Source organism: Solidesulfovibrio carbinoliphilus subsp. oakridgensis (genome assembly GCF_000177215.2).
In the GTDB taxonomy this organism is placed as follows: Bacteria; Desulfobacterota; Desulfovibrionia; order Desulfovibrionales; family Desulfovibrionaceae; genus Solidesulfovibrio; species Solidesulfovibrio carbinoliphilus.
On sequence record NZ_CM001368.1, the window covers coordinates 2,053,566 to 2,069,617 of the forward strand.

The 16,052-nt window shown below is 68.2% G+C and carries 14 protein-coding genes; 7 read left to right on the forward strand and 7 right to left on the reverse strand.

The window, feature by feature from the left end; genetic code table 11:
- Positions 1-84 precede the first annotated feature (84 nt).
- Complete coding sequence (locus DFW101_RS20155; RefSeq protein WP_009181182.1) at positions 85-1,296, forward strand: hypothetical protein; 1,212 nt, start codon at positions 85-87, stop codon at positions 1,294-1,296.
- A gap of 126 nt (positions 1,297-1,422) precedes the next feature.
- On the opposite strand, the gene DFW101_RS08930 is transcribed toward DFW101_RS20155, so the two are convergent.
- From DFW101_RS08930 to corA, 3 genes are all read right to left on the reverse strand, one after another.
- A complete protein-coding gene (locus tag DFW101_RS08930; RefSeq protein ID WP_009181183.1) occupies positions 1,423-2,019 on the reverse strand; it encodes a flavodoxin domain-containing protein in 597 nt (198 codons plus the stop codon).
- 37 nt (positions 2,020-2,056) lie between these two features.
- Entirely contained in the window at positions 2,057-2,704 is a 648-nt protein-coding gene (locus DFW101_RS08935; RefSeq protein ID WP_009181184.1) for a TetR/AcrR family transcriptional regulator, read from the reverse strand.
- Between the two features lie 116 nt (positions 2,705-2,820).
- Complete coding sequence (gene corA / locus DFW101_RS08940) at positions 2,821-3,906, reverse strand: magnesium/cobalt transporter CorA (protein WP_009181185.1); 1,086 nt, start codon at positions 3,904-3,906, stop codon at positions 2,821-2,823.
- A 204-nt stretch (positions 3,907-4,110) separates the two neighbouring features.
- Between corA and DFW101_RS08945 the strand changes: the two genes are divergently transcribed.
- From DFW101_RS08945 to DFW101_RS08955, 3 genes are read left to right on the forward strand one after another with little or no spacing between them, the layout of a single operon-like run.
- Positions 4,111-4,863, forward strand: a complete 753-nt coding sequence (locus DFW101_RS08945; protein WP_009181186.1) for an RNA methyltransferase — start codon at positions 4,111-4,113, stop codon at positions 4,861-4,863.
- 49 nt (positions 4,864-4,912) lie between these two features.
- Entirely contained in the window at positions 4,913-7,399 is a 2,487-nt protein-coding gene (locus DFW101_RS08950) for a mechanosensitive ion channel family protein (RefSeq protein WP_009181187.1), read from the forward strand.
- Positions 7,383-8,519, forward strand: coding sequence for a DUF362 domain-containing protein (locus DFW101_RS08955; protein ID WP_009181188.1), 1,137 nt, complete (start codon positions 7,383-7,385; stop codon positions 8,517-8,519). The genes DFW101_RS08950 and DFW101_RS08955 overlap by 17 nt, the downstream gene beginning before the upstream one ends.
- A gap of 228 nt (positions 8,520-8,747) precedes the next feature.
- Here DFW101_RS08955 and DFW101_RS08960 read toward each other — a convergent pair whose 3' ends face one another.
- From DFW101_RS08960 to DFW101_RS08970, 3 genes are all read right to left on the reverse strand, one after another.
- Positions 8,748-9,086 carry a hypothetical protein gene (locus DFW101_RS08960; RefSeq protein ID WP_009181189.1) on the reverse strand — a complete coding sequence of 113 codons (339 nt, stop codon included), beginning with the start codon at positions 9,084-9,086 and terminating at the stop codon, positions 8,748-8,750.
- A gap of 193 nt (positions 9,087-9,279) precedes the next feature.
- On the reverse strand, positions 9,280-11,922 hold the full coding sequence (locus DFW101_RS08965; protein WP_009181190.1) for a cytochrome ubiquinol oxidase subunit I: 2,643 nt from the start codon (positions 11,920-11,922) through the stop codon (positions 9,280-9,282).
- Positions 11,923-11,925: 3 nt separating this feature from the next.
- Positions 11,926-12,975, reverse strand: a complete 1,050-nt coding sequence (locus DFW101_RS08970; protein ID WP_009181191.1) for a hypothetical protein — start codon at positions 12,973-12,975, stop codon at positions 11,926-11,928.
- Positions 12,976-13,396: 421 nt separating this feature from the next.
- Here DFW101_RS08970 and DFW101_RS08975 point away from each other — a divergent pair, with 421 nt between their 5' ends.
- Together DFW101_RS08975 and DFW101_RS08980 are read left to right on the forward strand one after the other, a co-directional pair.
- Positions 13,397-13,594: a hypothetical protein gene (locus tag DFW101_RS08975; protein ID WP_009181192.1), complete on the forward strand. Its 198-nt coding sequence runs from the start codon at positions 13,397-13,399 to the stop codon at positions 13,592-13,594.
- Complete coding sequence (locus DFW101_RS08980; RefSeq protein ID WP_009181193.1) at positions 13,587-14,306, forward strand: ubiquinone/menaquinone biosynthesis methyltransferase; 720 nt, start codon at positions 13,587-13,589, stop codon at positions 14,304-14,306. Before DFW101_RS08975 ends, DFW101_RS08980 begins: the two co-directional genes overlap by 8 nt.
- A 95-nt stretch (positions 14,307-14,401) precedes the next feature.
- Here DFW101_RS08980 and DFW101_RS08985 read toward each other — a convergent pair whose 3' ends face one another.
- Complete coding sequence (locus tag DFW101_RS08985; RefSeq protein WP_009181194.1) at positions 14,402-14,608, reverse strand: DUF2065 domain-containing protein; 207 nt, start codon at positions 14,606-14,608, stop codon at positions 14,402-14,404.
- Between the two features lie 113 nt (positions 14,609-14,721).
- On the opposite strand from DFW101_RS08985, the gene DFW101_RS08990 reads away from it, so the two are divergent.
- Positions 14,722-16,035, forward strand: a complete 1,314-nt coding sequence (locus tag DFW101_RS08990) for a nucleotide sugar dehydrogenase (protein ID WP_009181195.1) — start codon at positions 14,722-14,724, stop codon at positions 16,033-16,035.
- Positions 16,036-16,052: the final 17 nt, after the last annotated feature.

Below are 16,052 nucleotides of genomic sequence, written 5' to 3' on the forward strand. Positions count from 1 at the left end.
CCGGTGCCGGCCGCCTGCCCGGCCGCGCATTTTTCCTTTGCCAGCCGGCCCGTTTTCTTGTGAAATACCAGAAGGAAACTCCCCATGAAGCACCACCCGTCCGATCCGCCCGCCCTCGAAACCCTGGACGCCTTTGCCACGCTCATGGCCGAGACGGCCGCCCTGCGCCGGGAGGCCGCCACCGCCGTCCTGGCCGGCCGGCCCGTGCCCCTGGACGTCCAGGCCGGCCTCGCCCGCAGCCATGCCGCCCTGGACGAGGCCGCGGACCGCGACGGCCGGGCCGAACTCGATTGCGGCGACGACCAGTCCCTACGCCTGGATTTGTCGGAAGAGACGCACCAGCTCGAAAACGACGTCCTCTACCTGGAAGAGGGGCGCGACGCCCTGCTCAAGCACCTGGCCCGGCGGCACCACGGCTTTCGCGAGGCCCTGCGCCAGGGGCTGCGGGAGGTGTCCGGGCCGGCGGTGGGCCTGCTTCTGTGCGACTGCGACGCGGTCTTGCGCGCTCCGGGGCAACGCTTCGTCACGGCCGTGCAGCCGGCCTGGAACGCCGTGGCGCTCTCCCGCTACGCCACGGCCCGGGCCCGCCGGCCGGTCCTCTGGTCCGAGGCCCCGCTGGCCGGCCCGGGCATCGCCGATCTGGCCACCGTGCCGCCGCGCGCCTTTGCCTACGCCGCCTCGCTTGGCCGGCAGATCGTGGACGTCGCGGGCCGGGAGAGCGCCTCGCCGCTGTCGCTTCAAAAGTCGAGCCTGCTGGAATCCATCAACGCCCGCCTGGCCATGCTCCTGGCCGATCCGAGCTGGCGGGCCTTTGCCTACGTCGGCTCCGGGCTCCAGTTCCGGCGCGGGGAGACCATTGTCGCCCGCCAGGACGTCCTTGGCACCATCGGCCAGGACGCCTCCCTGGGCCTCCTGGAACACGTCCACAACATCGTGGACGCCGTGGACCCCGAGCGGGAGCACTTCCGGGTGGAGGACGACGGCCTGGACGTGGCCGTGACCCCGACGGCCACCCATCAGGAAGTTTCGCACGAATTTTCCCCGGCCGAGGGCCTGCGCGCCCTGGATGCGGCCCTGTCCCTGGACCTCGGCCAGGGGCCGCACCTCGCCTGCTGCGGCGGCCCTTCGGGCCTGGCCCTGCTCGAAGCCCTGGCCGGCATGGCGGCGGACCTGCGCTGCGTCTTCGTCACCGACCGGTCCGATCTCGGCCAAAGGGCCCGGGAACTCTGCCCCAAAACCGCCGTCGTCGCCCACCCCGACCTGGCCGCCGCCCTGCTCTCGGCCGCTGCACCTTAAAAGAGGAGCAAGAGGCCTCCGACGGCCGGGGATTTGGTGAACCACCTGGCAAAAGAAGTCCACCTTCCCCATCGCCACCGCCGCCGCCGTTCCCTGCTGGTCCCCCGACAGTCACGAGGCCCTCCGTCACAACCGGTGCGCCAGCTCCTCTGCCCAACCTCGCACCGCCGCCGGATTCAGGAATTCCCCTTTCTGTTCCTTTTTCGTGAAAGTGGTCACCATTTTCATGAAGAGACGCTCAAAAAGCGGCAAGCGCTCAAGCACCAACCGCCCCTTGAAATAAGCGATGGATACCGGGTCGATGGTAGGCGCGTTGTGGCAACGGCGTCGTTGGAAAAAACCCACGGAATGCGTTTTATCCATGCCGGTAGCTGCTTTTTTCGGGATGGTGGCGATCGCCAAGCCCGGATCGAGAAAGAGACGTCCCTCATCGGCCGGCTCTTCCGCGATACGAACCACATAGAGCATGCTGAAAAAGAAGGCGACCTTTTTGTGGGCAAGCTGAGCGCTATGTCTTTTGAGGAACGCCTGCATCTTGGAGGTGCACCAGCCAAAGCGCATGGGACTGCCGATGATCACCGCATCATACGACTCCAATGAATCACTGGCATTCACAGACAAGGTGGTCACTGTGCTTTCCTGGCGCAAGACATCCCGGATAATGGCGCCCATGTCGGCTGTCGAACCGGAAACGGTGTCATAGACCATGGCGATGTGCCGCATGACAGGTTCTCCTTGGTGGCGGGTTTCTCGACAATGGTTATGTGTCTCCCCCGTGCTCACGACCGGTCGGGGGTGGGCTCTCGTGGCGGGCCGCCAACGCCCTCCAGGCGGCTTCAGCCAGGAGGTTGGCAGCCTCGTTAAGGGGTGTTTCGGTTCGACCGGACAGGATTTGACGCATAAATTCCAGATACGGTCCGGCGATCAGCGCTATGGTGATGTCCGGGGGGAGTGGCCGCAATTGGCCAGCCTCCACCTGGGCGGCAAACCACCTGGCCGCCCGGCCCAGGAATTTCTCGTTTGCGGCCCGCAACTCTTCCTCGGCGGCGGGTGAAAGTGTGGTACGACGTTGGCCGAAGAGATAGCGAGCCCAGTCCTCGTTATGGGCGACCCATTCAAGACAATAGGCAACTACGGCCTGAAGGCCTTCCCGGGCGTCCGTCCGGGCCTCCAGGGCGGTAATCCATCCTGCCTGATACGCGGTGATACCTTCGAGATAGAGGGCAGCGGCCAGATCCTCCTTGCTCTTGAAGAGGTGGTAGACGCTGCCGGTGCTCGACTTGGAGCGGCGGCGGATATCAGCCATCGTGGTTCGAGAAAAGCCGAGTTCAGCGAAACAGGCCAGGGCGGCACGAAGGATGTCCTGGCGTCGTCCAGAAGTGGCAGCGCGTGTCTGTTTGGGGGACATGCTTGGAATATGATCCTAGAATAGTATTCTAGTCAAGGGTATGGCAAAAGCCCGAAGTGCCTTGGAAGGGTCAAACGATCCACCCTCCTCCATCGATGGAGAACTATTTCAGGGTGTTATTCGACGGCCTTGGCGCCGGCGATCCAGTGTTTGCGGTAGAAATAAAGGGTCATGCCAATGATGGTCGCGGCCATGACGGCCATCAGCGCGTAGATGCTCCAGGGTTCGGACCGAAACGGCAGGGTGTCGAAGTTCATGCCGTAGAAGCCGACCAGGAAATTGAGCGGCAAGAAGATCGTGGCCACAAGGGTCAGATACTGGCCCACGGCGTTCATGCGCAACTCCGCCTTGGTCATGGCCAGCCCCACCATTTCCGACAGCATCTCGCGCAAGGTCTCCACCGCGTCGAGCACCTGGTAGACATCCTGACGGATGTCGTTCCAGAGAAGGTCCTCGGCCGCGCCCCCGCCGCCCGCCTCGCCCGGCACGTAGCGCAGGAGCACCTCGCGAAGCGGCCACAGCGACCGGTGCAGAAAGAGCACCTCGCGCTTGAGCCGGTACGTCTCCATGAGCGTGTCGCCGTTGCCGCCGGAGAGCACCAGCTGTTCCAGCTCCTCGATGTCCTCGGCCAGCCGGCCAAGGGTCAGGATGTATTCGTCGAGGATGGACGAGATGAGGGCGTGGGTCAGATGCACCCGGTCGCGCTTGGCCAGTCTGCCGCCGCCCTTTTCCAGGCGGCCGGCCAGCTCGTCCCACAGGTTGGCCTCGCGCTCCTGGAAGGTCAGCACGAAGCCCTCCCCGGAAACCAGGCAGACCTGCTCGGCCAGGACGCGCTTTTCCTCCTCGTCGTAGCCAAGGAGGCGCAGGAGCACGAATTCGAGGGTGTCGTAGTCCTCCATCACCGGCCGGTGTCCGGTGGACAGCACGTCCTCGACCAACAGCGGATGCATGCCGAACCGCTTGGCCACGGTCCGCACCAGCCCCTCGTCGTGCACCCCGACCACCCGGACCCAGTTGACCTTGTCCGGGGCGAGTTCCGGCTCCCCTTCTTCCAGCCGGTCGTAACGCCGCACGGTCACGGCCGTGCCGTCGCAGGAATAGACGATGACGTACGGCGTGAACCCGGACTTGACCGGAAAGGCGGACTGGTCTTCGGTCAGCTCCTTGTCCCCGCGGGCGCGTTGCCTGAAGCGTTCCAGCATGGCGGCTCCTTGTCCGGTGATCCGGTCGCGTCGGCCGCCCGGGCGCGGCCTTCTTTTCCATAGCCGCCTTGGCAGGGCCCGGGCAAGGCCCGCCGCCTTGCGCAACCGGCGCCATCGCGGCTAGGGTGGCCGGACGGAAGGCGCCGAAAAAGCATCTTCCGGTGTTGACGCGCCCCATAACCCTTTTTCTCCTCCACACACCCCATGCTCGACAACCTGACCATCGTCTTATTTCGGCCGAAATTTTCGGAAAACGTGGGCGCGGCCGCCCGGGCCTGCGCCAACATGGGCGTCTCCCGCCTGGTGCTGGTCGATCCGCCGGCCTTCGATCCCGACCGGGCCCGGCCCATGGCCACGAGCAAGGGCGGCCTGCTCCTCGACACCCTCGAAATCGTCCCCACCCTGGCTGCGGCCGTGGCCGGGGCCGAGGCGGTCTACGGCACCACCGCCCGGCTCGGCGGCTGGCGCAAGGGCGAGGTCACGCCCGCCGAGGCGGCCGACGGCATCTGCCGGACCCTTGGCGCGGGCGGCGGCGTGGCCGTCGTCTTCGGCCCGGAGGACGCCGGGCTCTCCAACCAGGAGACCCAGTTGTGCGGCCGGCTGGTCAACATCCCGACCGCCGGCGAGGCCACTTCGCTCAATCTGGCCCAGGCCGTGCTGGTGGTCTGCTACGAGGTCTTCAAGGCGGCCAGCGGGCTGGCCGGCGACGTGGCCGGCCAGACGCCCTCCCGGGCCGCCACCCACGCCGAGCGGGAATCGCTTTTCGCCGCCCTTCGCGAGACGCTTCTCGCCATCGACTTTCTCAAGGCCGACAACCCGGACTACTGGATGCTGCCGGTGCGCCGCTTCATCGACCGGGTGGGCCTGCGGCGCCAGGAATTCAACCTGCTCATGGGCGTGTGCCGGCAGGTCAAGTGGGCCGTCGGCCAGGGCGGGAAAAAATCCGCCGGCTCCTGACCCGGCCGGGGCATGGACAGCCGCCGGCCAAGGCCGTATCAAACCGGACATGACGCCCTGCCGCGCCTTCCTGTCCGCCAGCCGCCTGGCCGGAGCCCTGGTTTTGTGCCTGGCCCTGGGCCTGGCGCTGGCCGGGCCCTTGCCGCTTCGGGCCGCGGACGAGAACGACTGGGGCATGGTCATTGAGGCCCTGCGCCGCCAGGATCAGATCGTCCACACCCGGCTGGAGGAATTCAAAAGCCGCCACGCCGCCGAGGCGGCCGCCGAGGCCGAGGCGCTGGAGCAGCTGTTGCGCGAGCGGGCCAGGCTCGCCCTGTGGCAGGCCACGGCTTCGGACCCGTGGGAAATCCGCGACGTGCTGGCCGGTTTCGCCAGGCTGCGCCGGGAGGTGGCCCGCCTGGCCCAGCAGCCGCAGCAGGTCTGGGCCAGCCTCGACCAGAGCGTCCTGGCCCTCGAGACCTACAAGGACCGGCTCGACGACATCACGCGCCAGGAAGTGCCCGAACGCTTCCGCCAGGAGATCGAACCGTCCCGCCAGGCCATCGCCTCCCTGCGGGAGAGCGTGGCCGCCGCCCGCGACGCCGTGGCCGACGAGACCTCGACCCTTCGCGACCTGGCCGGCCAGGTCGCGAAGGCCGAGGCCGCCTTGCAGGCCAATCTGGCCGCGAGCTGGAAGGCCTATTACACCGAAATTTTCCCCTCGCCCGTCTCCGCCTCCTTCCTTCAGGCCCTGTCCCAGAACCTCGAGGACTGGGACCTGTGGATCGGCCTTTGCGGCGAGCTCTTGCGCACGCGCCACAACCAGCGGGAGCTCTGGCGCGGCGCGGCCACGGGCGGCGGGCTGGCCCTGGCCGTGCTGGCCGCCGCCCTGGTCGTGGCCCGCCTGTCCCGGCGCGGGGTCCAGGCGTCCGTCAACCCGGGGACCATCGTCAAGGCCGGGGGGTGCGTGGCGGCCGGGGTCTTTTTCCTGGCCGTGGCCCAGCGCGCGCCCTTTTTCCTTTTCACGGGCCTAAGCTCCATCGGGGAGATCCTGCTGACCGCCTCCCTGGTCCACCTGTCGCGGCTGCGCCGGCCAAGCGAGGCCGCGCCGCCCCGGCCGCCGATCCTGTGGCCCACCTGGCGCCTTTTCGCCCTGGGCCTGCTCCTGGAGGCGGTCCGCGTCCCGGAAGTCTTCATGGGTCCCATCCTGGCCGTGGTGCTGGCCGTGGCGGCCGTCGCCTTTTTCAAGCGGCGAAAGGCCACCCCGCGCCGGCAGCGGCTGGACCGGGCCATCACCACCGCACTCGCCTTCCTGCTGCCGCTCCTGGCCGGCTTGGCCCTTTGCGGCCTGCCCCAGACCGCCGTCCTTGGCGCGTCGTTTCTTTTCTACGTCGGCCTGGCCCTGCGCTACGCCGGGCTGACCACCCGGTTCCTGGATCACCGGGAGACGGACCGCCACCCGGCCAAGCCGCACCTGCTGTTCGCCGTCGCCGCCGCGGCCGGGTATCCGTTTTTCTTCCTCACCTACCTTTTCCTCTTCCTGTGGCTGCTTTCCACCCAGTTCGGCGGGGAAAACGTGTTCCTGGAACTGTTGACCACCGAGACCCACATCGAATCCGTGGGCATAAGCCTCAAGAAAATCGCCTCCCTGCTCGCCGGTTTCTACGCCACCCGGGCCGGCATGGCCCTGGCCGCAGCCGGTATCGCCGGCGTGGCCGCCCGCCGCCGGGACATCGAGCGCGGGGCCAAGTCCTCGCTTCTGACCATCAACACCTACGGCTGGTGGGGGCTTTATGCCCTGTTTGCCATGTCCGTGCTCGGGCTGTCCCTGACGAGCGTGGCCGTGGTGGCCGGCGGCCTGTCGGTCGGCATCGGTTTCGGCCTGCAGACCATGGTCAACAATTTCATAAGCGGCCTGATTCTCCTTTTCGGCCGGTCCGTCCAGGCCGGGGACACCATCCAGCTCGGGGATGCGACGGGCGTGGTCAAGGAGGTCAACATCCGCAACACCGAGGTCCTGACCACGGAAAACGCCACGGTCTTCGTGCCCAACTCCGAGCTGGTTTCCGGCAAGATCGTCAACTGGAGCCACCGGGACCCGAGCGTGCGCCGAGACATCGGCGTGGGCGTGGCCTACGGCTCGGACACGGGGCAGGTGCGCGAGCTGCTCCTGGCGGCCGCCGCCTCCTGCCCGGCGGTCCTCGGCAATCCGCCTGCCACCGTTCTGCACTGGGACTTCGGCCCGAGCACCCTCGATTTCCGGCTGCGGGTCTGGCTGGCCGACGTGGCCGGGGCCGTGACCGCCGCCTGCGCCATCCGCGAGGCCATCGACCGGCTCTTCCGCCAGGCCGGCATCGAGATCGCCTTTCCCCAGGCCGACCTGCACCTGCGCTCGGCCCCGGTCCTGGAACGGCTTCTGGACAGCCATCTTACCGGGACCCGGGAGCGGCTGGAAGAACACGCCGTCCGGCTGGACGATCTGGAACGAAAAAACCGCCGGTCCGAAAAAACCGCCGGCGGACCGCAAGAGGAAGTCCCCCATGACCCAGACCAATGACACGCCCCGCGAGCCGGCCAAGGTCTTTTTCGCGGACCTGCGCGCCCGGGCGGCCAACAAGAACCGCACGGCCAAGCTCAAAAAGCTCTTCGAGGCCGTCGGCTGCGAGAACATCGTCGCCAAGGGCGACCTGACCGCCGTCAAGCTCCACTTCGGCGAGCGCGGCTGCGACACCCACATAAGCCCCACCCACGCCCGGGCCGTGGTCGAGCGGATCAAGGCCCTTGGCGGCCGGCCTTTCGTCACCGACACCAACACGCTTTATTCCGGCAGCCGCCACAACGCCGTGGACCACATCGCGACGGCCGTGGAGCACGGCTTCGACTACGCGGTCCTCGGCGCGCCGGTGGTCATCGCCGACGGCCTGGACAGCACCAACGTCATCGAGGTCGAAATCGCCGGCAAGCACTTCACCAGGGTCAAGATCGCCGGCGACATCGTGCGGGCCGACAGCCTGGTGGTCCTCTCCCACTTCAAGGGCCACGAGCTGGCCGGCTTCGGCGGGGCGGTCAAGAACCTGGCCATGGGCTGCGCCCCCCGGGCCGGCAAGCAGGACCAGCACTGCGTCCGCTTTGCCGTGGATGCCAAAAAGTGCATCGGCTGCGGCGAATGCGTGGCCGTCTGCCCGGTCGGCGCGGCCACCATGGCCGACAGGAAGGCGGCCATCGACAAGTCCTCGTGCATCGGCTGCGGCGAGTGCCTGACCGTGTGCCCGAAAAAGGCCATGTCCATCGACTGGCACACGGAAATCGTGCCCTTCATGGAGCGGATGGTGGAATACGCCTGCGGCGCGGTGGCGGGTAAGGCCGGGAAGGTCGCCTACTTCAACTTCCTGACCAACGTGACCCCGGACTGCGACTGCGTGCCCTGGTCCGACGCGCCCATCGTGCCGGACATCGGCTTTCTGGCTTCGACCGACCCGGTGGCCCTGGACAAGGCCTGCTGCGACCTGGTCAACGAGCAGGCCGCCTGCCCGGACTGCAAGCTCGAACACGGCCTGCCGTCCGGGGAGGACAAGTTCACGGCCCTGTGGAAGTGGACGCGCGGGGACATGACCTTCGTCCACGGCGAAGCCATGGGACTCGGCACGCCGCGCTACGAGTTGGTCAAAGTGGGGTAAGGGAGGGGGGATGCCTCCGGCGGCCGGGGGGGATTTTCCAGCCCCCCCGGACCCCCTGGAAAGGAAACTCCCGATACGAAAGCGGGCCGGTGATCTTGTCGCCGGCCCGCTTTCGCGTTCACAGGCGGGGGGGACCGGGGGGAATCATTCCCCCCGGCGGGTCCAGGGCGGCGCCCTGGCAGGGTCCGGGACAGCGTCCCGGCGGGGTCCGGGGCGAAGCCCTGGTTCCTATTTGACGGGCATGGTCCTGGTGACGGTCCTGATGCAGCCGGCCGTGGCCGAGGAGACCTTGCGCTGCATGTCGGCCGGCATGGTGCCGTTGGTCAGGATGTGGGACACGGTCCGGGAATTTAAAAGCGCGGCCGTCTGCTGGGTGGCGCACCGGCAGATGGCGTGGGTCTGGGTCCTGGTGTAGCCTTTTTTCAGGAATTCTCCTTCCTTTTGCAGGCATTCCCGGAGCATCTTTTCCTCCATGGCCCGGCGCATCTCCGGCGTCACGACGATGCCGGCCGCCAGGGCCGGGGCCGATGTGAAAAGGGCCAGCAACAACCACCCGATGATTCGCATCGGTCCTCCCGGACAGGCGGCCTCGCCGCCCCATGACGTTTCCTCCCCCTAGAGGACCCGCCGGCCAAAGGCAAGCCTGCCCCCATCCTCTCCCGCGCAATGGCCGCAGAGCTCCCGACGCCCGTCCCCTTTCGGGTGGGTCCGGGAGGGGGTGACCCCCTCCCGGCCGCCGGAGGCATCTCCCCGTCTTACCCTACCGCTCCATGTTGGCGTGGTGGACGTCGCCGCCTTCCATGGGGACGGTGTGGCAGACGTCGCAGCGCTTGCCCGAGCCGAGGACGCCGGGCGCTCCCATGTACTGCATGGACGGGATGTTGTTGACGTCCAGGCCGTAGTCGTTGACGGCCACGGTGGTCGCGTGGGGGCTGCCGTGGCAGGCGGCGCAGGGGATGTTGCCGGTGTCTTCCCGGCGGTTGCGGAAAAGGCCGGAGGCGTCCTTGGTCCAGGCGTTAAAGGCCGTGGCGTCCTTGGCCGGCCGGGTGAAGTCCTTGTGGCAGGTCAGGCAGTCGGGCTCCTGGGTCCAGGCGGCCCGGGGATGGATGGCGGCCACGTCCGGCACGCTTCGGGGCGCAAGCGGGGCCATGAGCCAGGCCGCCGCCGTTTTGCCGGCCGCTTTTTCGGCGGCCAAAAGCGACAGGGCGTGGTCTTCCATAAAGCCGTGGCAGCGCGGACAGCCGATGCCGGCGGCGTTGTGGTTGTCGCGCTGGGCCTGGGTGACGCCGGTCGGCGCAGTGGGATGGCACCTGGCGCAGGCGGTCTCGTCGGAGCCGGTCATGTAGTTGGCGTGAAAGCCGTGGATGGCGGCCGAGAGCGAGAGGAGTTCCGGCAGGCCCTTGGCCTCCGGACCGGCGTTCGGGCCGGCGTCCGGGTGGCAGGACTGGCAGGCCACGGGCTGGCCGGCGGCGGCCCTTTGGGCCATGTCGGTGCCGTTTCGCTTGTCGTGGACCGAGAGGATGTCCCGGGCCGTGTCCGGGGCCACGCCGGTCGTGCCGTCCACGGCAAAACCGCCGCCGTGGCAGGTAAAGCACCGCATTTCGGTTGAAGTCGGGGCCACGGCCCGGGTCGTGGCCAGGACCGCGCCGGTGGCCGCGTCCTTGGCCGTGACCGTGAAGACCGGATAGGAGTTGACCCCGCCGGTGTCCGGATAGGGCGTGACCGGGATGCCGGCCGCGGCAAAGACCTTGTCCCCGGCGGCCATGGTCCCGTCGGGCCCAAGGCCGGTGGTCGAGATGTCCGGGGCCAGCTCCCTGCCGGTCAGCGATTTGGCGTATTTCCAGAAATCGGAGCGTTTCGACGGATGCTTGAACCCGTCCGGGGCCTCGTAGGTCAGGCTGACGTTGGCCGTGACCACCTCGGGGGTGACGTCGCGCTTTACGAGCACGGCCGTCAGCGTGTTGCCGGGCACGGCCAGGGTGAACGAGCCGTCGCAGCCGGCCGTGGCCACCACGCCGAGGGTATTGAACGCCAGGAGGAGATGGCTGGCCGTGTCCGGGTCAAAGGCCGGCAGGTCCACGGTGGCCGGCTCTACGGCGACCGGCTCGTCTTTTTCGGGCGGCCGGCCGTTCAGGCCTTCGGCCACGTAGGCGGCCAGGGCCTCGCGCTCGGCCGGGTTGCCCAGAAAAGGCGGCATCTGGGTGAAAAGCTTGCCCTGGCCGGCCAGGAAGGCGCTGACCCCTTCGGACCCGATGTGCTTGGTATAATTTCGGATGTCTTTGAATGGGCCGCCCACGGCGTGGCAGGCCAGGCACTGGGCGGTGTAGAGCGCGTGGCCGGCGGCAAGTTTGTTTTCGGCCGTGACCTGCCGGACCTTGGCCCACTTGAGCCGGGGGAGAAACGGCGCGTCATAGGGCGCGGCCTGGCTCGGACGGATGTCCGTGGACCAGACCAGCCCACTTATGAGCCAGGGCTTGCGGGCCGCCTCGCGCAGGGTCTCGAAGGTGCCGATGAGGCCGAGGCCGCAAAGGAGCAACAGCGCGGCCAGGGCCCGGCGGACCGGCAGCGGCAGCCGGGTGGCCAGAGCCAGGGAACCGGCGGCCACGGCCAGGAGCAGGACCGGATAGGCCAGGCGCAAGGCCGGCATCTCGGTCGAGCGGCGCAGCACGAAGTCGCGCACGGACGGCGGCAGGACGCCGACATACCACCAGCCGGAGAGCAGCAGCACCGGGGCGGCGTAGACCACCCAGCGGCAGGCCGCCCGCAGCATGGTCTCCCGGGCCTCCTCGTCGCGGATGCCAAGGGCCGTGCCGAAGCCGAAAAGTCCGGCCAGGAGCAGGGCCATGGCCGTACGCAGGACCAGGGACGGCAGGAAGGTGGGATTGAAAAGGCCGTCCCAGAAATCGAGCGTCACCGGCCACTGGCCGGGCGTCAGCATGAAGCCGATGATGCCGTTGACCGTAAAAAGGGAAAGCCAGGCGAACAGGAAGTAGAAAAACCCGACCAACTGGTGCCTGGCCGGCTCCAGCCGGTCGAAGCCGTAATAGTAGACGAGCAGCGCCGCGATCTCGCCGGCGAAAAAGGTCCACTCCGTGGCCCAGCCCCAGACGAACGTCCGGATGAGGACCAGCGTGGCCTGGGGCGAGAGGACCGAGATGGTGAACCAGATACCGACCCCGGACAGGGCCCCGAAGACCATGGTCAGGAGCAGGAAAAACCGGGTGTGGCGGTGAAGATAGGCCATGATCGGCGCGCTGCCGGCCTTGCGGGCCTTGGCCTCGGTCAGGACCAGGAAAAGCCCGCCGCCGACGGCGAAGTGGGCCACGAACACGTGGAGCACGGCGATGAGGGCAATGAAAAAGCCGCCGCCAAAGGCTCCGTTCTGCCAGACGGGAAAGTCCATGCCCTACCCCCTCCCCGCCGGCCGTCGCCAGACGCCAAGGATCCAGACGGTCACGCCGGCGACGCCGGCAAGGCTGGCCAGGAACATGGCCAGTGGCCCGTACTGGGGCAGGACGGCCAGGGAGGCCGGCGAGAATTCCGGGGCGAGCAGGGCCTGCCGGACCAGCTCCCGGACCGTGACCATGCCGAGGACCGTGGCCACGACGAACAGGGCGGCCCGGCCGGGGGCGCCGCGAAGGCCCTGGAAAAGGGCCGCCAGGCCAAGGCCGGCGGCCAGGGCCAGCAGGGCCGTGTGGGGGAGGCTTCCCCCAAGGAAAAGGCCGCGCGCGGCCGCCGGCAGGGTGAAGAGAAAGACCAACCCGTCGGCGAGCTGGACCATGGTGGCCCGGGTGAACCACCAAAGCCCGAGCCGCATCCGGGCCCCGGCCTCCGCGTCGCCCCGGCCGGCGGCCCGGCGGTGGATAAGCGCCAGGAACAACCCGCCGACGGCCAGGGAGGCGACCAGGAAATGGAGCCAGCGGGGGAAAAACGTCGGGTCGCCGAAGTTGAAAAAAGTCCCCGTCTCGTGGCCGAACCAGCCGTCCCAGGCCCCGGGCCGGATGGCCAGGGTGGAGGCGTTGACCATGACGAGGCTGGCCAAAAGGAGCAGCAGGACCGGCGGCACGAGGAAGACGCCCGATCCCGGGGCGGACAGGCGCGGCTGGGCGTAGTAAAGGAACGCATAGGCGGCCATGACCACCAGGAAAAACGACATCCAGGCCACGGCCGACAGGATGGCCGCCGTGTAGAGGTACTGGCCGTAGAGGACCGAGGCGAACAGAAGCGGCGGCACGCCGAGGTTGACGGTCACGGCCACGGCCGTGGGCAGCCTGCCGCCAAGGCTCGTGGCCGCGCCCCGGCCGGGACCGGGGGTCAGGAACGCGATCAGGCTGCCGCCAAGGGCCGCGTTCATGACCAGCAGGTGGGCGGCGAAGGTGACCAGGAGCAGGGGCTCGAACAGGCCCCACGGCGCTGGAAGGGCCGAACCGGGCGGGATGGGCAGGGAGGACGGCATGGGAGAACGGCTCCTTCCCGCAGCCCGGCCTCCGGACGGACCGGCAGGGAGCAGGCGGCGGACAGGGGGGATTTGAGGCGAGTCTAGGCCAGAGGACCGCCAATAACAATATCATTTGTGACATGTGGCGGGAAAACGGCCGGTATCGTCCCCTGGCCGGGCCTCGACGTCCGGGCCGGGCCATGCTAGGGGCTGCGCAAAAAAGGGGAGTGCCTCCCCTGGTTTTTCCCTTTTCCCGCCCGGCCCTTGTCCTTGGACGGTCCAAGGCCATTTCCCCAACCGGGCGGGTTTTCTTAAAAAAAGACGGGGCCGGCCCCGTAACCGGACGCCGCCGGCAGGCCCTGGCCGGCGAAACGCGCCCAATCCCCTTCCCCTCGTTCGGGGACCGGGCGGACGTACCAAGGGACGGATGGAGGAACGCATGGACAAGCGGGAAAACCTGGCCTTGCAGGTGACCAAGGAGATCGTGGTCAAGTTCGTGGAGACCGGCCGCATCTCCCCCGGCAACTTCACCGAGCACTTCGGCCCCATTTATGCGGAAGTGCTGCGGGTCATCAGCCGGCCCGAGGCCGCAGGCGACGCCAAGGGCGAGGCCAGGGACGGCCGCGACCATGGCTGATCTCCCCGTGCCGGGCGAATCGGGGCGCGTGTCCGGCATGTTCGGCCGGGTGGCCGGTTCCTACGATCTTTTAAACCACCTGCTTTCGGGCGGGCTCGACATCGCCTGGCGGCGGGCCATGGTCCGGGCCCTGCTGACCCCGGGCCTGCCGCCGGGGCCCCTGCTGGACCTGGCCGCCGGCACGCTCGACGTGTCGATCATGCTGGCCCGCCACGGCGACCGCACGATCGTGGCCGCCGATCCCTGCCGGCCGATGCTCACCCGGGGCGTGGCCAAACTGACGGCGGAAACCCGCGGCCGCATCCATCCGGTCGAGGGCGACGGGTTGTCCCTGCCCCTGGCCGACGGGTCCGTGGCCGGGGCCACCATCGCCTTTGGCATCCGAAACATCCGGCCGCGGCCCGAGGCCTTTGCCGAGCTGGCCCGGGTCATCCGGCCCGGCGGCCGGCTGATGGTCCTGGAATTCGGCACCGGCAAGCGCCGGCTGTGGGGCGGGTGCTACAACTTCTACCTGCGCCGGGTCCTGCCGGTCATCGGCAAGATCGTGTCCGGCGACGACGAGGCCTACCGCTATCTGGCCGCGACCATAAGCGAATTTCCCCACGAGGATGCGCTGGCCGCCGAGATGCGCCAAGCCGGCTTTCGGGACGTGACCTACCGGGCCATGACCGGCGGCATCGTCTTCCTGCATGCCGGCATCAAAGGCGCGTAAACGGCCCCGGCCGGCAAGGGACGACAGCGGAATCGACAGGGGGACGCGGGCCGGGGGAGGGCCTGGGGCCGGCATTGCCGGGGCCCCGGGACGGATCAGCCCCCGGTCGCGCGCAGCACGAAAATGAGCGCCAATCCGGCCACGATGGCCGTCATGCCGAGGGCCCGCAGCTCGCCGGGCCGCCGTTCGGCCAGGGCGCGCAACACCACGGGCATCTTCTCGGCTCCCAGGAAATACGGCAGCCCTTCCAGGATAAAGGCCAGCCCCAACGCCGTCAGGAAAAGCTTCCAATCGAATTGCATGCCCAAAGACTACGGGGTCGGCCGGGACATGTAAATACGCCTGCCTTGCCGGCCGGTCCGCTTTGCGGTATCGGCCGAAAGGTCCCCCGCTTACTATGCAAGGAGCACTACCATTGATCACTTTTGAGGAAATCCGCGCGAAAAACGCGGCCGTGGCCGTCATTGGCCTGGGTTATGTGGGCCTGCCCCTGGCCGTGGCCCTGGCCAAGCATTTCGACGTGGTCGGCTTCGACGTCAAGGCCGCCCGGGTGGCCGAGCTGGCCTCCGGCCAGGACAGCACCCTGGAAGTCGATCCGGCCGAACTGGCCGCGACCTCGCTGCGCTTCACCCATCAGGCCGCCGACCTGGCCGCCTGCAAGATCTTCATCGTGGCCGTGCCCACGCCCATAAACGCCAACCGGGTGCCGGACCTCGGCCCCCTGGTCGGCGCGTCGCGGCTCCTGGCCGGCCACCTCTCCCCCGGGTCCATCGTGGTGTACGAATCCACGGTCTACCCGGGCCTGACCGAGGAGGTCTGCCAGCCGCTCCTGGAAAAGGGGTCGGGACTGGCCGCCGGCACGGACTTTTTTCTGGGCTATTCGCCGGAGCGCATCAATCCCGGCGACAAGGTCCACACCCTGGCCACCGTGGTCAAGGTCGTGGCCGGCCAGACCCCGGAAGTCACCGATCTCCTCGCCTCGCTCTACGGCGCGGTGGTCACGGCCGGCATCCACAAGGCCCCGTCCATCAAGGTGGCCGAGGCGGCCAAGGTCATCGAGAACACCCAGCGCGACATCAACATCGCGCTCATGAACGAGCTGTCGCTTATCTGCGAGCGCCTGGACATCGACACCATCGATGTCTTGAAGGCCGCCGAGACCAAGTGGAACTTCCTGCCCTTCCGGCCGGGCCTGGTCGGCGGGCACTGCATCGGCGTGGACCCCTACTATCTGCTCTACAAGGCCCAGAGCCTGAACCTCCACCCCCAGGTCATCCCGGCCGGCCGGCGCATCAACGACTCCATGGGCAAGCACGTGGCCGAGGTCACGATCAAGATGCTCATCCGCTCGGAGTGCCGGGCCAGCTGCGCCAGGATCGGCGTCCTTGGCCTGACGTTTAAGGAAAACGTGCCGGATCTGCGCAACACCAAGGTCGTGGACATCATCCACGAGCTTTGCGACTTCCGCATGCACGTCCTGGTCCACGATCCCATGGCCTCGCCGGAAGAGGCCCGGGCGGAATACGGCCTGACCACGGTGCCCGCCTCCGAGCTGCGGGACCTCGACGCCCTGATCGTGGCCGTCGGCCACGACGCCTTCAAGGGGCTTACGCTGGAAGAAATCGCCGGCTGGTTCCGGCCGAGCGTCCAGCCCATCCTCATCGACGTCAAGGGCATCTACGGCCGCCTGGACGCGGAAGCGGCCGGCTTCCGCTACTGGCGGCTCTAGAAGCCGCGCCCGGACGC